Source organism: Bacillus sp. ISL-47 (assembly GCF_018613175.1).
Classification (GTDB): Bacteria; Bacillota; Bacilli; order Bacillales; family Cytobacillaceae; genus Cytobacillus.
Map to the genome: position 1 here is coordinate 1 of NZ_JAGGQS010000038.1, position 15,650 is coordinate 15,650.

General features: G+C 43.4%; 16 protein-coding genes, 1 riboswitch and 1 other annotated feature. Of the genes, 14 read left to right on the plus strand and 2 right to left on the minus strand.

Annotated features, from left to right (window positions below):
* Window positions 1-9: 9 nt before the first annotated feature.
* Together argS and J7I93_RS13335 are read right to left on the minus strand one after the other, a co-directional pair.
* A complete protein-coding gene (gene argS, locus J7I93_RS13330; RefSeq protein ID WP_483297134.1) occupies window positions 10-1,698 on the minus strand; it encodes an arginine--tRNA ligase in 1,689 nt (562 codons plus the stop codon).
* Window positions 1,699-1,740: 42 nt separating this feature from the next.
* Window positions 1,741-1,970: a binding site (T-box leader), on the minus strand.
* Between the two features lie 30 nt (window positions 1,971-2,000).
* On the minus strand, window positions 2,001-3,185 hold the full coding sequence (locus J7I93_RS13335; protein ID WP_214726354.1) for an FtsW/RodA/SpoVE family cell cycle protein: 1,185 nt from the start codon (window positions 3,183-3,185) through the stop codon (window positions 2,001-2,003).
* Between the two features lie 492 nt (window positions 3,186-3,677).
* On the opposite strand from J7I93_RS13335, the gene J7I93_RS13340 reads away from it, so the two are divergent.
* The 14 genes from J7I93_RS13340 (at window position 3,678) to J7I93_RS13405 (ending at window position 15,352) form a co-directional block, all read left to right on the plus strand.
* The gene (locus tag J7I93_RS13340; protein WP_214726355.1) at window positions 3,678-4,454 is read left to right on the plus strand and encodes a hypothetical protein; all 777 of its coding nucleotides are present in this window, start codon (window positions 3,678-3,680) and stop codon (window positions 4,452-4,454) included.
* A gap of 110 nt (window positions 4,455-4,564) precedes the next feature.
* A riboswitch (cobalamin riboswitch) is annotated at window positions 4,565-4,750 on the plus strand.
* Between the two features lie 163 nt (window positions 4,751-4,913).
* Window positions 4,914-5,888 carry an ABC transporter substrate-binding protein gene (locus tag J7I93_RS13345; protein WP_214726356.1) on the plus strand — a complete coding sequence of 325 codons (975 nt, stop codon included), beginning with the start codon at window positions 4,914-4,916 and terminating at the stop codon, window positions 5,886-5,888.
* 46 nt (window positions 5,889-5,934) lie between these two features.
* A complete protein-coding gene (locus J7I93_RS13350; protein ID WP_214726384.1) occupies window positions 5,935-6,912 on the plus strand; it encodes an iron ABC transporter permease in 978 nt (325 codons plus the stop codon).
* Between the two features lie 2 nt (window positions 6,913-6,914).
* Window positions 6,915-8,387: an adenosylcobinamide amidohydrolase gene (locus J7I93_RS13355; RefSeq protein WP_214726357.1), complete on the plus strand. Its 1,473-nt coding sequence runs from the start codon at window positions 6,915-6,917 to the stop codon at window positions 8,385-8,387.
* Complete coding sequence (cbiB, locus tag J7I93_RS13360; protein WP_214726358.1) at window positions 8,384-9,349, plus strand: adenosylcobinamide-phosphate synthase CbiB; 966 nt, start codon at window positions 8,384-8,386, stop codon at window positions 9,347-9,349. The genes J7I93_RS13355 and cbiB overlap by 4 nt, the downstream gene beginning before the upstream one ends.
* Window positions 9,324-10,403: a threonine-phosphate decarboxylase CobD gene (gene cobD, locus J7I93_RS13365; protein WP_214726359.1), complete on the plus strand. Its 1,080-nt coding sequence runs from the start codon at window positions 9,324-9,326 to the stop codon at window positions 10,401-10,403. Before cbiB ends, cobD begins: the two co-directional genes overlap by 26 nt.
* Window positions 10,400-10,960 carry a bifunctional adenosylcobinamide kinase/adenosylcobinamide-phosphate guanylyltransferase gene (locus J7I93_RS13370; RefSeq protein WP_214988575.1) on the plus strand — a complete coding sequence of 187 codons (561 nt, stop codon included), beginning with the start codon at window positions 10,400-10,402 and terminating at the stop codon, window positions 10,958-10,960. The genes cobD and J7I93_RS13370 overlap by 4 nt, the downstream gene beginning before the upstream one ends.
* On the plus strand, window positions 10,957-11,814 hold the full coding sequence (locus tag J7I93_RS13375) for a cobyric acid synthase (RefSeq protein ID WP_214726361.1): 858 nt from the start codon (window positions 10,957-10,959) through the stop codon (window positions 11,812-11,814). The genes J7I93_RS13370 and J7I93_RS13375 overlap by 4 nt, the downstream gene beginning before the upstream one ends.
* Window positions 11,801-12,592 (plus strand): adenosylcobinamide-GDP ribazoletransferase, encoded by a 792-nt coding sequence (cobS, locus tag J7I93_RS13380; RefSeq protein ID WP_214726362.1) that lies wholly within the window; start codon window positions 11,801-11,803, stop codon window positions 12,590-12,592. The genes J7I93_RS13375 and cobS overlap by 14 nt, the downstream gene beginning before the upstream one ends.
* Window positions 12,550-13,167 carry a histidine phosphatase family protein gene (locus J7I93_RS13385; RefSeq protein WP_214726363.1) on the plus strand — a complete coding sequence of 206 codons (618 nt, stop codon included), beginning with the start codon at window positions 12,550-12,552 and terminating at the stop codon, window positions 13,165-13,167. The genes cobS and J7I93_RS13385 overlap by 43 nt, the downstream gene beginning before the upstream one ends.
* The gene (locus J7I93_RS13390) at window positions 13,119-13,547 is read left to right on the plus strand and encodes a bifunctional adenosylcobinamide kinase/adenosylcobinamide-phosphate guanylyltransferase (protein ID WP_214726364.1); all 429 of its coding nucleotides are present in this window, start codon (window positions 13,119-13,121) and stop codon (window positions 13,545-13,547) included. Before J7I93_RS13385 ends, J7I93_RS13390 begins: the two co-directional genes overlap by 49 nt.
* A gap of 15 nt (window positions 13,548-13,562) precedes the next feature.
* Complete coding sequence (locus J7I93_RS13395) at window positions 13,563-14,147, plus strand: cob(I)yrinic acid a,c-diamide adenosyltransferase (protein ID WP_214726365.1); 585 nt, start codon at window positions 13,563-13,565, stop codon at window positions 14,145-14,147.
* Window positions 14,148-14,639 carry an ECF transporter S component gene (locus J7I93_RS13400; protein ID WP_214726366.1) on the plus strand — a complete coding sequence of 164 codons (492 nt, stop codon included), beginning with the start codon at window positions 14,148-14,150 and terminating at the stop codon, window positions 14,637-14,639.
* Complete coding sequence (locus J7I93_RS13405) at window positions 14,636-15,352, plus strand: ATP-binding protein (RefSeq protein ID WP_214726367.1); 717 nt, start codon at window positions 14,636-14,638, stop codon at window positions 15,350-15,352. Before J7I93_RS13400 ends, J7I93_RS13405 begins: the two co-directional genes overlap by 4 nt.
* Window positions 15,353-15,650 lie beyond the last annotated feature (298 nt).

Below are 15,650 nucleotides of genomic sequence, written 5' to 3' on the forward strand. Positions count from 1 at the left end.
CACCCCCTCCTACTCGATTTGTTCAGGCACCTTCATACCCAGTGTTTGCATGCCTTCTGAGAGAACAATCGTGACAGCTTTTACGAGTGCTAGCCTTCCTTTGATGTCTGTATCTTTCTCCAGTATTCTTACGTGACCGTAATATTTATTAAATGCCTGGGCCACATCAATTAAATATTTTGCCAGGATAGATGGGGAAAGGTGAAGGTAGGCTTTCTTAAGTTTGTCAGGATATTGATAGAGAAGCTTTATGATTTCCCAGCTATATGAATCAGAGAGACCCTTTTCAGATGAATGACCATCTTCAGCCTTTCGAAGCAGGGAATAGGCACGAGCATTGGTGTATTGCAGATAGGGGCCGGTTTCGCCTTCAAATGTCAGCATATCATCAAGTGAGAATTCAATATTATTCATTCGATCATTTTTTAAATCATGGAAAAGGATGGCGCCAATTCCTACTGCTTCCGCGATATCTTGTTTATTTTCCAAATGCGGATTCTTGTCTTCAATATTTTGCGTTGCGAGTAGGACAGCTTCATTAAGAACTTCCTCGAGAAGAATAACCCGGCCTTTACGGGTGGACATCTTTTTGCCATCCTTCAAATAAAGGCCGAACGGGACATGTACCATATTGTCTGCCCATTCATAGCCCATTGTTTTAATCACACTTTTGACCTGGCGGAAATGGATGCCTTGTTCCTGACCTACAATGTATAAGGACTGATCAAAGTGGTATTTCTTTTTTCTGTAAAAAGCTGCGGCGAGGTCACGTGTTGCATATAAGGTTGCCCCGTCGGACTTTTTGATCAGGCAAGGAGGGAGGTCCTGACCAGGAAGTTGAACTACTTCGGCTCCGTCGGACATAACAAGCAGATTCTTGGCGCTTAACTCCTCAATGATCGCTTCCATTTTATCGTTATAAAAAGCTTCGCCGTTATAGGAATCAAAATGAATGCCGAGCATGTCGTAAAGGCGCTGGAACTCTTTCAATGATTCTTCTCTAAACCAGCCCCAGAGGCTGGCTGCTTCTTCATTGCCATTTTCAAGCTCTTTGAACCAATAGCGAGCTTCATTTTCCAATGCAGGATTCTCTTCGACTTCATTATGAAACCGAATATACAAGCCGAGCAATTCCTGAATTGGATTTTCTTTTACCTTTTCTGGGATTCCCCACTTTTTATAAGCGGTTATCAATTTACCGAACTGAGTGCCCCAGTCTCCTAAATGGTTGACCCTAATCGTTTTATAACCGCATTTTTCAGCAAGATTGCCGAGTGCATTTCCAATAACCGTCGAACGCAAGTGCCCCATGGAGAAAGGCTTTGCAATGTTTGGCGATGAAAAATCGAGCACCACTGTTTTTCCGGCTCCGATTGTAAGCTTCCCATACTCTTTTTCTTCTTTAAGAATTCTATCCATTATGATTTTTCCGGAATCTGCTTTTGAAAAAAAGACATTAATATAAGGTCCGGCTGCTTCCGCTTTTTCAATGAGCGGTGCCTGAATCTGGCTGGCGAGGTCAACTGCTATAGCCGCCGGCGATTTCCTGAATGCTTTGGCAAACGTAAAGCAAGGAAAAGCCAGATCGCCATGCTCATGGTTTTTTGGAATTTCGATTAAGTCAGCAATCGCTTCTTCTGATATTTGCCCATCCAATACAGATATCAATTGAGCAGTGAAAATTTCTTTAAAGTTCAACATAATAACACCTCCCTGAAATTAAAAAAGCCCGTCTCTAAAAATAGAGACGAGCTTGAATTACCCGCGGTACCACTCTGATTGTCCATTCTACTTTGATTGGACCTCTTTAAAGATCTTGTTAACGGGAGTCTTAACCCGGCAAAGCCTACTTAGGTTTCAGCTTTACATCTCCGAAGTGCGCTTCGCAAAAGAACTTCCAACAGGCTTGCACCATCCCTGTCTCGCTTAAGGAAAGGGTCTTTTGCTACTCTCTTCATCATGGACGCTAAGTATATTAATGCTATTATACTCTGCTGGAATTATTTTGCAACAAAATTTGAATCAGTCGAAAACAAATAGGTTTTATGGTGATAGTGCATGCTGAAAATCAGCCCCATTGCCAGCATATTTCCCATTAAGGAACTGCCTCCATAGCTGATAAATGGAAGCGGAATGCCGGTGATCGGCAGAACCTGGATGGTCATGCCAATGTTTTGAAAAACATGGAAGGTAATCATGCTGATGATCCCAACGCAAATATAGGTATTGAATGGGTCAGTTGTTTCCAGCGCTGTTTTTGTTAAATGATAGATTAGAAGAAAGAATAGGCTTATGACAACACTTGCTCCAAAAAAGCCGTACTCTTCTCCGATTACGCTGAAAATAAAATCAGTATGGGCGTCAGGAACATATACCTGCCTGTCGGTAAAGCCTTTTCCGGAGGTCAGGCCAGAACCGATTGCAAGCATAGAGTTATAGAGCTGCATTCCAGCTCCTTGTTTATGATTTACAGGATCAAGCCAGGAGTAGATTCTGCTAAACTGGTAAGGATCTACCCCCAGATATTTCTCCAGAATCTCCGGTGCCTGTATAACAAGATAGAGAATGGTGCCGGCAAAGGCTCCAAGAAAACCATATATCGGTACAAGGATTTTCCACGATATTCCCGAAACCAGAATAGTTCCTGTTAAAATAGCGACAATAACAAGGGCTGTGCCGAGGTCTTCAATGATAATTAATCCTAAGGGGAGTGATGTCACTGCTCCAAGCTTAATTAGGAGAAATAAATCTGAACCAAGTGTTTTGCTCAAATATTTCTGATGATGGTCAGCTATGAGTTTGCTTAAAGCAATAATTAAAAAGACTTTCACAAATTCAGAGGGCTGAATGGAACCTAGCCCAGGAACCACATACCAAAGAGTTGCCCCTTTGCGCTCGGGTGCAATGCTTTCAGGTGCAACAAACAGCCCTAATAATAATAAGATTCCAAAGCCGTATAAGAACCAGGTAAGTTTCCTGATTTGTTCACTATCAAAATACATTACAACAGCGACTATAATGATTCCAATTACATAATTTACGATTTGCTTTATCACAAAATTGCCAGCATATTGCTCAGAGGATTGCCCGCTATATATAGCGATACAGCTTATTAAAAAAAATAGAAGCAATAGAAAGCATAGCGTCCAATCAATTCGATCTGAAAATCTTTTAGTTTGATCCATTCATACACACCTGGTTTCTCTACCTTTTTACATTTTTATCCTAACAAAGAAAAATACCCCTTACAATGGCTGTTTGGACGTAGATTCATTTGTTGTTCTATATGTTAGACGAATTGAAGCTTAAGATAGTTTCTTGCATTCCATAAATAAAGTTTGTTGATTTGCTTACTTTGAAATAGTGCAGGAGGCGGGTATATGGAAATTAAACGGGAGACCTAATAATATTTTTCTAAACTGGAAAGATATTTTTAAATATTTTTGCTACAATAAGAGAAGAGAAAATACACGTATGTGAAAACAGACAGTTTCATAGTCAGAAGCTGTCTTTTTCGATAACTGTCCAGCTCCAGAAGGAATACTTCGATAGAATTTACTTTACTAAAAGCGTTAGCGTTTGAGAGGATGTGGCATTTTTTCCTGCGTTCCTCATAGGCGGGCGCCTTGCGCTTTTCTTTATATCCTACTCTTGTTAACGGTTCGGAGGTTTCGCCATTGAAAAAAAGAAATCATGCTATTCGTGATCTCATTTATATCCATCTTAATGAACAGGATCAGTATGTTATGACATATGGAATTGAATTTGCGGAGTTTGTCCAAACCCTTTCAGATTCGATTAATAATCTGCTATTGCTGAAGCACCGTTATGAACATGGCGATTACAATATGCATACGATGTTCGATTACGTGTCAAGAGACAAGCTTGGAAGGTTAGTGGAAGAGGATGTTTACGGCTATGGCGATTTTTGCTGGATCGATTTTGAGGAAGAGGAGGCTGTAAATGAGCTTCCCGGCCAGGCAATCGCGGAGCTTCTTTATATTGGCCATGTAAAAGAGCACTTAAAGCCGCCGTTTTACAATTATTTGAGTAATCGGTATGTGTACCTTGCCATTGATGACGGCTGGTTTAATCGTACCTATTACAGGGACTTGAATGATTTTTACCGGATGCTCGGAGAAGTGATCCCGGGTAAAATGGGGCAAATGAAAGTCGAAAAAACGCTGCTCGGCATTAAAAAGAAAAAGACGTATCCGCCTATTTCAAGAGATGTCCTTCTTTCACTGAAGCCATTAATGAAAGAAGGGGCAGTGCTGTCGTTAAAGGACATCGATCAGAATCGGGTACGAATTGAAATTCCTATTTGGTTAATAGGCGATTTTGCCAATATGGATGATATGTATGACGAATATGAATCGATCGTGAAGGAGCCTTGTGAAGCGAAGATTGTGTTCGATAAGAAAACAAGAGAATGGAAGATTTACTCCCGATAGTATGCTGAACTTTTTTACAACATTCAGCAAATTTCTCTTACATTTTAAGCTGGATGGTGTATAATCGGAAATAGAAAAATTATATATGCACGAAAGAACAGGTGTCTTCTTAAAGAGAGTAAGGGCCATTGGCTATTATTCTTTTGAAGACTTAATAGGGAAGCTGGTGAAAATCCAGCGCGGTCCCGCCACTGTAAATGGGAGCCGTCTGCAAATCCACTGTACATATGCGTATGGGAAGGTGCAGAACGGCAATGACCATGAGCCAGGAGACCTGCCTGATTCTTAAGCACCCTTAAACCTACGAGGATAGGGAGGTGTTTGGTCCGGCCATCTTTTCTTCATACATAATTGAGAATTATGACCACACAAACATCTCCTTGCCATTCGAGGAGATGTTTTTTTTTTTGGTACCAGGTACCACCCGAATTTTGTCGAAATGTATGGGAGGAATGAAGGATGAGGAAGTTTTATTCGTTGTTGGCGGCTTTGCTGCTTGCTGCAGGAGTGCTGGCTGGCTGCGGTGAGAGTGCTGAGCAGCCTGAGAAGAATGATTCCGCTAAGGAAGAACAGTCTGCTGGGGAGGAAAAAACTGATTTTCCAGTAACGATAAAGGATGCTATTGATGAAGAAGTAGTTATTGAATCAAAGCCTGAAAGAATCGTATCCCTGATTCCAAGCAATACGGAAATTGCTTTTGAATTAGGATTGGGAGAAGAAGTGGTAGGAGTTTCCGACTTTGATAATTACCCGTCAGAAGCAACTGAGAAAGAAAAGATTGGCGGCCAGGAATTTAATGTTGAGAAGATCATTTCTTTAAGCCCTGAACTTGTGCTGGCCCATGAGTCTACTGCAGAGCTGGCTGCCGCAGGCTTGCAGCAGCTGAAGGATGCCGGGATACCAGTGCTGGTTGTAAACAATGCCGAGAATTTTGACCAGGTATTTGAGTCCATCATGATGATTGGGGAAGCATCCGGTGAAAAGGCCGAAGCGGAAAACCTGGTGGAAGACATGAAGAAAAAGCTTGAGGAAATAAAAGCTAAAGCAGCACAAATTAAAGAGGAGAACAGAAAGTCAGTTTATGTAGAAGTAGCTCCGGCTCCAGAGATTTACTCACCAGGCAAAAATACCTTTATGGATGAAATGCTTAGCACCATCAATGCAAAGAATGCTGTAACGGAAGAAGGCTGGGTAAAAATTGATCCGGAAACGATTGTAGAGCGGAATCCGGATGTGATCGTAACTACTTATGGATACTATACTGAGGACCCAGTGGGAGAAGTCGTAAATCGTGACGGCTGGCAGGATGTCAGCGCTGTGAAAGATGAGCACGTTACCGATGTGGATTCAGATATGGTTACCAGATCAGGTCCGCGGATTATTGAAGGAGTAGAGGAACTTGCCAGAGCAGTTTACCCTGAAACATTTAAATAATAAGGTTTTAGCTTATATAGCAGCCGCTGCTTTTCTTATTTTTGCGATGCTGCTTGGCGTATCGATAGGAACTGTAAATGTTCCGGCTATGACCATTATAAAGGTGATTGCCGCAGAGGTTTTCCGTTTGATTCCAACTGAAGCGGCAGATCCTATGCACACAAATATTGTCATGAGCATTCGGCTGCCACGGGTCTTGCTGGCAGGTCTTGTGGGAGCGTCTCTCGCCATTGCGGGAGCCGCCTTTCAAGGGCTGCTGCGAAATCCGCTTGCTGATCCATATACACTCGGGGTTTCATCCGGTGCATCGGTTGGAGCAGTGTTAACCCTGTTTTTTAATATCTCCATCCCGCTAGCAGGAATATTTACATTGCCATTATTGAGTATTTTATTTTCTTTTTTGACGATCTTTATTGTCCTGCTTTTTGCAAGGCAGATTGAAAGGTCCATGAAAGTTGAGACCATTATTTTAACAGGCATCATTTTCAGTTCCTTTTTAGGTGCCCTTATTTCCCTGATGATTGCGCTGACGGGGGAAGAGTTAAGGCAGATTATCAGCTGGCTGCTTGGAAGTGTCTCCATGCGGGGCTGGGCTTATATAAAAATCATGATTCCGTTCTTTTTGATAGGTTCTTTGATCCTTTTGATGAACAGTAATGAATTGAATGCCATGTCATTTGGGGAAGAAAGGGCCCAGCATATTGGGGTGAATGTGCAAAAAAGAAAGATGATGATTCTGATTGCCGGTTCGATTTTAACGGGTGCAGCAGTTGCTGTTTCAGGGACCATTGGATTTGTTGGGCTTGTGATTCCCCATCTTACCCGTTTGATATGGGGGCCGGATCATCGGCATTTATTACCGCTTTCAATTTTAACAGGAGCAGGATTCCTGATTATGGCTGATCTCGTGGCCCGCACAATTATTGCGCCAACAGAGCTGCCTATTGGTGTCATTACTGCTTTAATTGGGGCACCTGTTTTTGCCATCATATTAATGAATAGACGGACAGAAGGAAGAGGTTAAATATGCTTAGCGTTCAAAAAGTGTTCGGGGGATATGCCGGGAAATCCATAGTGAAAAATGTGTCATTTGAAGTGGGAAGAGGAGAGCTCTTTGGAATATTAGGCCCCAATGGAAGCGGAAAAACCACACTGCTGAAGATGCTAAGCGGAATACTGCCAGTAAGCTCCGGGAACGTCATGATTAAGGGCAAGTCGATTAAGGACTACTCTCCAAAGGAACTTGCAAAAATCATAGCGGTCCTGCCCCAGCATTCCTCACAAGCATTTTCCTATACGGTCAAAGAAACGGTTTCCCTCGGAAGATACGCCCATCAAAAAGGCTGGTTTCAAAGCTGGTCAATAGAGGATGAAGAAGCAGTGAACCGCGTCATGGAACAAACTGGGATATCCAAGTTTCAGAATCAGGATATCCAGCAGCTGTCCGGAGGAGAAAGGCAGCGGGTGTTTTTGGCCCAGGCCCTCGCACAAAATCCTGAGATTTTATTGCTGGATGAACCAACCAACCATCTTGACCTCAGCTATCAAAAGGAGCTCCTTGATTTATTAAAAACCTGGGCAAAGGACTGCGGGCTGACGGTTATTTCTATTTTTCATGACTTGAATCTGGCTGGATTATATTGCGATCGCCTTTTGCTTTTGGAAAATGGTGAAATCAATATTGATCACGTTCCAAATGAGGTTTTAAAAGAGGAGCGGATCCGGGATGTTTATAAAACAAGGATTGAAAAGCAGCCGCACCCGAGAGTGCCTGCCCCGCAAATGGTGCTGGTGCCGGAAAAGACCGCAGCAGATGAGCAGAAACTTATTCGTATTGATGAAAGTTTGCTGCAGCAAAGTGAGGAAATGCTGATCCTTCAATCACCCATTCCTATGAGAACCATGTCCTCTGGGGTTGTTGGATCGGGGACTGGCTGGAATCGGAACTTTGTCAACAGGCATGTCAGCAAGGATTATGATTGCAGTGACCATAGGTTGGAAATGGCAGACTATATTAAGAAGCAGGGGTTTGAACCTGGTGAAACAGTAGGAATGATGACAGCCGTTTACTTGGAGGATTTTAGCTGCCGGCTTTACGAGGACGAGGATTTCTCTGTTTATATTGTTGTAACCGCAGGAGTCGGAAATGCAATAGATGCCTCCAGAAGCAAGGAGCACTCCTATCACATGACACCAGGCACAATCAATACGTGGGTTTTTGTCAATGGGAATATGACAGAGGAAGCTTTTATCCAATGTATTATGACAGCCACCGAAGCGAAAACGAAGGCCATGCAGGACCAGCAGGTAATGGATGCTGTAACAGGTACGATTGCAACTGGCACCTCTACTGATAGTATTTTGATTGCTGCCACACAACAGGGAGAAAAGCTGGAATATGCCGGCACCATTACACCTCTTGGTAAAGTCGTTGGGAAAGGTGTATATGAATGTACAGCTGAAGCAATTCAGAACTCGAAAAGAAGGATTAAACAATGATTATTTATCATTTGTTCGCCATTATCTTAGCATATGTAATAGATTTGCTGATTGGGGACCCTCCAGATTGGCCGCATCCGGTCAGATGGATGGGTTCTTTTATACATACACTCGAAAAAGCACTTAACAAAGGGAACTGCAAAAGATTAAAAGGAGTCGCCATGCTGGGAATCGTTTTGTTTATAGTAGCCGGGATTTCAGTGCTTTTTACCAGCTTTTGTTATAAGATTCATCCGATTGCAGGCATTCTGGCGGAAGGCATCCTTATTTCAGCAGCGATTGCCCAAAAGAGCCTGAAAGAAGCAGCTGTGGCTGTATATGAGCCATTAAGAAAGGGCGATATAGAAGATGCGCGCCAAAAACTTTCCTATATTGTCGGAAGGGACACTGATTGCCTGGATGAGTCCGGAGTTGTTCGGGCTGCGGTCGAAACAGTTGCAGAAAATACGAGTGATGGCATTACCGCTCCGCTGTTCTGGGCATTGATAGGCGGGGCGCCTCTCGCTCTTATTTACAGAGCCATCAATACGTGTGACAGTATGGTAGGCTATCGGAATGAGAGATATGCAAAGTTTGGCTGGGCATCGGCCATTGTTGATGATGCAGCCAATTGGATTCCAAGCAGATTAACTGCGTTTTGCATGCTCCTTAGCAGCAAGCCCAAACAAACTCCAGCGGGGGAGGCTTGGGGGCTTTTACTTCGGGATGCAAGAAAGCACCCAAGTCCAAATAGCGGCTGGGGTGAAGCAGCAACAGCGGCACTCCTTGGTGTCCAGCTTGGAGGCATTAATTTTTATAAAGGAGTCCTTTCTAATCGGGCCATAATAGGTGAACATCATGTTTTCCTCGAAAAAGAACATATCTTGGATTCTATCGCTATTATGAAACGGTCAGTTTTCACGTTTTTAATCATTTTATGGGCTGGAGGGATGATCATTGAAATGGCCACCGCACGGATCTAATCCCCAATATTTATATGCAGCGATGGATATGCCGCTGCCTGAAAAGCGGATTGATTTTAGTGCAAATATTAATCCCATTGGACCGCCGGCGGAATTAAAAGAAAGATGGGGCACACTTATTGACTTTATTACAGATTACCCTGATCCAAATGCTCTTTCCTTAAAAAAGAAATTAGCACTTGCTGCAGGTGTTAAAGATACACAAATTTTAGTTGGCAATGGCGGAGCAGAGCTCATTTCTCTTATAGCCAGAATGATGGCAGGGAAAAGAGTGCTAATTGTTCAGCCTGCGTTTTCAGAATATGAAGCAGCCTGTAAAGTAAATGGCTGCACGATCACCTATCATCAGTTGGAGTCTGATACATGGTGTCTGAATATGGAAGCGTTATCTTTAAAGCTTATGAATGCAGATGCTGTTTTTTTCTGTAACCCGAATAATCCAACCGGTATTTATTATCCGGAATCAGCAGTAAAGGAACTAATAGAAGCATGCATGGAGCGTCATTGCCTGCTGGTGATTGACGAGGCTTTTTATGACTTTGTAAAGGACTATCAATCGATCACCCCTTATATAAAAAATAACCCATCTATCATGATTTTAAGGTCCATGACAAAGATGTTTGCAGTACCTGGATTGCGTCTTGGTTATTTGCTGGCAAATGAGGAATTGATAGAAAAAGTGTCAGCCATTCAGCCTCATTGGAGTGTCAATGCTCTTGCACTAAAAGCAGGAGAATGGTGTCTGGAAGGTGAACAGCATCTCCGCTTAACAAGGGAAGTGATCCAAATGGAGAAAGAGCGGCTATTCCTTTTTTACCAAAAGCACAACTTCTCAGTTTCATCTACAGATGTGAACTTTTATTTGCTGAAGGATCCGGTGTTGGATGATCAGTTGCCGCTTTTTCAATATTTGCTGGAAAAGGGAATTATTCCGAGGCATACAATGAACTTTCCAGGATTGAGAGGAAAATGGCTAAGATTTGCAATTAAAGCGCCGGAAAATAATGACCGGCTAATGGAGGCGATGGGAGAATGGAGGGAGAGTCATCTATGATTTTCATTTCCGGCGGAGTGAGGAGCGGAAAAAGTTCTTTTGCTGAAAATTTGGCTTGTGATTTAGCCAAACAGACAGGAGGAAATCTCCAGTATATTGCTGCAGGGCAAGCCAATGATCCTGAAATGGAGGCAAGGATTCAAAGGCATCAAGAGGATCGGAAAAGCAGCAGCCTAAAATGGACTTCATGGGAAAAGCCTTCGAGGTTAGCAGAGCTATCAGGGGTCTTTGGCAAAAATGATATTGTTTTGCTCGACTGTTTAACAACTCTTTTGAACAATGAGCTGTTTTTGACGGAAGACCGCTGGAGGGATCCGGCTGTTCAAAAGCAAATAGACGCTGATATTCTTGAGGGGATTATACACATTCAACGAGACTGCAAAGCTTTCATTGTTGTCAGCAATGAAGTGCTGAATGAACCTATGGGCGGAAATGAACTTGTTTTTATATATGGAAGATTATTAGGGAGTCTTCATCAAAAAATGGCGGAGAAGGCTGAGAAAGCTTTTCTGATCGAGGCAGGCATTCCGCTTCAAATGAAAGGAGAACCGGCATGAAAGGAATTATGGTTCAGGGAACGTCATCGGATGTCGGGAAAAGCCTGATCTCAACTGCCCTATGCCGGGCATTTGCGAACGAAGGATACAGGGTGGCTCCCTTTAAATCGCAAAACATGTGCAATTTTACATATACAACAAACGAGGGAAAGGAAATTGGCAGAGCCCAGGGGCTACAGGCAGAAGCAGCAAAAACTGCGGCAAGCGAGTGGATGAACCCCATCCTATTAAAACCTAAGCATGACCAGAAGTCTGAGGTTGTTCTACTTGGAGACCCCATAGGAACAGTTACGGGGAGGTGCTATAAGGATTCTTTTTATCAAGCAGGATTGGAAACAATTCAGATGGCCCTTGAAAAATTAAGCAGGGATTACGATCTTCTCGTTATGGAAGGTGCGGGAAGCCCGGTCGAAATCAATTTAAAAGAAAAAGAACTCGTCAATATGAAGGCAGCTGAGATGGCAGATGTGCCGGTAGTTTTAGTCGCCGATATTGAAAGGGGCGGAGTGTTTGCAAGCATTGTCGGAACTTTGGAGCTGTTTTCTCCAGAAGAAAGACAACGGGTGCAGGGCATTATTATTAATAAATTTCACGGTCAACTGGAGCTGTTCGAGGATGGGATCGAGTGGATTGAAAATAAAACAAAGCTGCCGGTACTGGGTGTCCTTCCATACATAAAAAATCACCATATTCCAGTAGAGGATTCACTTTCCAACGTTGAAAGTCATGAGGCCGAGGGTACAGTGGCCGATAGAAAATACGATGAACTGGCTGAGGGCATGGTGAAGCATCTTGACTGGGAGAAACTGAAGGAAATCGTCTTTCATTGGAGCACTGCCAATGAAATGGCTTAAAGGTTTATTAATTAATCTTCAATTTTTTACAAGCATTCCGATATCGATAAACCTTCCGATGGACAGGGATCATCTTGAGAAGGCGATTAGAACATTTCCGCTGGTGGGACTGTTTCAGGGCAGCCTTTATGCCTTTATGCTTTATGCTTTTCTTGAATGGACTCCTTTTTCAATTTTAGCAGCTGCATTTGCAGTTTGGCTTGCAGGAATCGTACTGACTGGAGGGATTCATTTGGACGGGTGGATGGATGCGGGCGATGCCTTTTTTTCTTATCGCGATCAGAAAAAAAGGCTCGAAATCATGAGTGATCCGAGAACAGGGGCATTTGGCGTCCTATCCGTAATTGTTTTATTGGGGGCGCGCTTTCTGTTTATCTATGAGATAGCCAATCTATCAAGGTCTGTCTCTTACTTTTTAATTGCCTTGATTCCTTTTTTCGGAAAAATGATGATGGGAATACTGCTGCTGAAGGTGAAGGCCGCCAAGGAGGAAGGCCTTGGATATTTATTTCAGCAATCCGCTTCCAGTAAAACTTTGCATATCTATTCCATCTATTTGCTGCTAATGGCCGGGACAGCAGGATTTCTAGTAGAACCAGCCCTGTTTGGACTTCTATTAATGATTCTGATTTCCGTGCTGCTTTTCTTTTTTCTATCAAAAAAAGTTAAAACATGGTTTGGCGGCATGACAGGGGATGTGCTGGGTGCAAGTGTAGAAGGAACGGAGGTTTTGCTATGGATGGCTTTGTGGATATTGCACTATTTCGCCATGGGCTGACAGAGGCCAATAAGCGATATGCGTACCTGGGCTGGACGGATTCCCCTCTATGTCCCATCGATAAGAAAAAAATTACTGAAGTGCCTGCCTGCTATGATTTGATTCAATCCAGTGATTTAGGCAGATGTCAGCAAACTGCTAAAATGCTCTTTCCAGGAAATAATCTTGAATCAGGCATAGAATGGCGGGAAATTAATTTTGGCGAGTGGGAAGGCAGAACCTATGAAGAGTTAAAAGATGATGCTGTTTATCAAAGGTGGTTAAAAGATCCTTTTTCAGAAAGTGTGCCTGGAGGGGAAACATACGAGGTATTTTCGGAAAGGGTTGATTGGGGCTGGCAAAAGCTGATTCATAGGATACTAGAAAAAGGTATTCGGAAAGCAGCGCTTGTAACACATAGCGGAGTTATCCGGTACCTGTTAAGCAAGCATGGTCCTGAAGGCAAAGAATTCTGGGAATGGCAGATCCCCTTTGGAAAAGAATATGAGCTTTTTTGGAATTATGAAGAGTTAAGGAGGGGTGAGAGATGCACTTTGTTACGGGCGGCGCCTTTAATGGAAAGTCCGGGTGGGTGAAGAAATTTTATAACTTGGAGAATATTCCGTACCAGTGGGTCTCCGCCTACAAGGGTGAAACAGTTAATGGTTTTCACATAAGTGGAATCGTTGTACTGGAGGGCATTGAGGTTTGGATCCGGGATTGGTTAAAGGAATCGGATGCCAGGGAAGTTCGAACCAGATGGCAGAATTACTTAAGGGGATGGCTTGATTGGGAAAAGGAGGATAACCATAGAAAAATCGTTTTAATAGGATCCGATATTTCAAAAGGGATTGTTCCAATGGAAGCTGATGATCGAAAGTGGCGGGATGTAACTGGCTGGGCCTATCAGGATACCGCAGCCCAATCAAACAGGGTTGATTTAATCTGGTATGGCATAAGCCAAAAAATCAAATGAAATGGGGAATGATTTATGAAGCTTTACACAAGAACAGGCGATGAGGGGAAAACGAGCATTATCGGAGGCAGAGTGGAGAAGGATGATGTAAGGGTTGAGGCATATGGAACAGTGGATGAAGTGAATTGCTTTGTCGGTCAGGCCATGACACAGCTTGACGGCAGCGTTTTTCAGGATGTATTGGATGACCTGGAGAAAATTCAGCATGAGCTTTTTGACTGTGGCGGAGACTTGGCAAATGTTTCAAAGAATAGGGAGTTGAAGCTAACCAAGGAATCAATTGATTATTTGGAAGCTAAAATCGATGAGTTAATTGAGGAAGCACCTAAGCTGGAACGATTTATTTTGCCAGGTGGAGCTCCTGCTTCTGCATCGATCCATATAGCAAGGACAGTGACGAGAAGAGCGGAGAGATTGGTTGTCTCATTAAGAAAAGCAGATCCAGAGACTTCTGCTGTTGCCTTAAAATACTTGAACCGATTATCCGATTATTTCTTCGCCCTTGCAAGAGTCATCAATTTCCGGCTGAACGAAAAAGATGTTGAGTATGTGCGCAGCGCGAAAGTATTCCGGGAAGGAAAGCGCAAGGAGGAAAAATAAATGAAAAGCATGAAAATGGCCATGGCTGGAATGCTGGTTGCTTTGACAGCTGTCGGAGCCGTAATTAAAATACCTGCAATCATCGGAAGCGTGGCCCTGGAAGCATTTCCTGCCCTGCTAGCAGCTGTTCTGCTTGGTGGAACCGGCGGAGCAATTGTTGCCTCGATTGGCCATCTGATTTCGGCAATGGTTGGCGGTATGCCTCTTGGGCCGCTTCATTTCCTCATTGCCGGTGAAATGGCCCTTTTATCCTTTGTATTTGGTTTCCTATACCTGAGGGGCAAGCGCTGGCAGGCCGGGGTGCTATTTGTGTTCGGAAATGCCTTTGCTGCCCCGATGCCTTTTATATTTTTGATGGGCAAGGCTTTTTACATGGCGATTGTGCCTTCCCTTTTTATTGGCTCAATTCTAAATATAGTTATTGCTTATACATTAATTCCAAAGCTGTCAAGGCTGATCGAGCCCCTTACTAAAGCGGAGGCAGAGCAATGAGGGATGTTTTGATTTTTCCTGTTAATTCAGAAGAAGCAATCGTCGTCGCCAGCGATAACAGCGGTGGAATCGGGGAAAAAGATAAGGATTCTGTTAAAGTGCCATATGAAACAGTTGCATACTATTCTTTTCGGGTAGCTGTTATGGAATGTATATCGGCTGGTGCGGAGCCTTTTGCGGCAGCTTTGCATAATTTCTGCGGAGAGGATGCCTGGAATGCGCTTGTAAGAGGCATTAAACGTGGCGCTGAGGAATTGGATATCGGGGCTCTCGAGATTAACGGCAGCACAGAAAGTAACTTCACCCTGCTGCAGTCTGCTGTTGGACTATCGGTTCTTGGGAAGATGAAGGGCAATGGCCATTCAGAGCGTTTACTTTATACAAACCAAACTGAGATTAGTGTCATCGGTTCTCCTTTAGTTGGCGAAGAGGTAGTGGGAAGAGGGACAGAAGCTGCCCCCTTGAAGCTATTCCAGGAAATTAACTCCCTCGCGGATGTTGAAACCCTTCCTGTTGGCTCAAAGGGCATTATTGAAGAGCTAAATGGCCTATTTCTTAATAAAGAGTTTACAAATAATGATTTTAGTACAGACTTGGATCTCCATAAATCTTCCGGTCCATCTACATGCTTTATCGCCGTTTATCCCCAGGGAAAAACAAAAGAGATAAGGCGTCTGGCAGGAAGTTATTTTCATATTCTATCCAAGGTTTAAAGAATGGCTCACAGACTAAAAAGAGGCCCGCATGAAGGAGGTCAATGAAAAAGTCCTTAAAGGACAGCCTTTGTTAAATTAGCCGGTTGATTTCCACTCCAGGATGCTCGCTTTCCGCGGGGCGTGCGGTGAGCCTCCTCGGCGCTTAAGCGCCTGTGGGGTCTCACCTGTCCCGCTGCTCCCGCAGGACTTTGAATAAGCATCCTCGAATATTCACCGCACGAAGAAAATGCGAATGCATTTTCGAGGATCTCGCACCTTCCGCTTCAATCAACCTAGTGCTACTTTACTAATACCT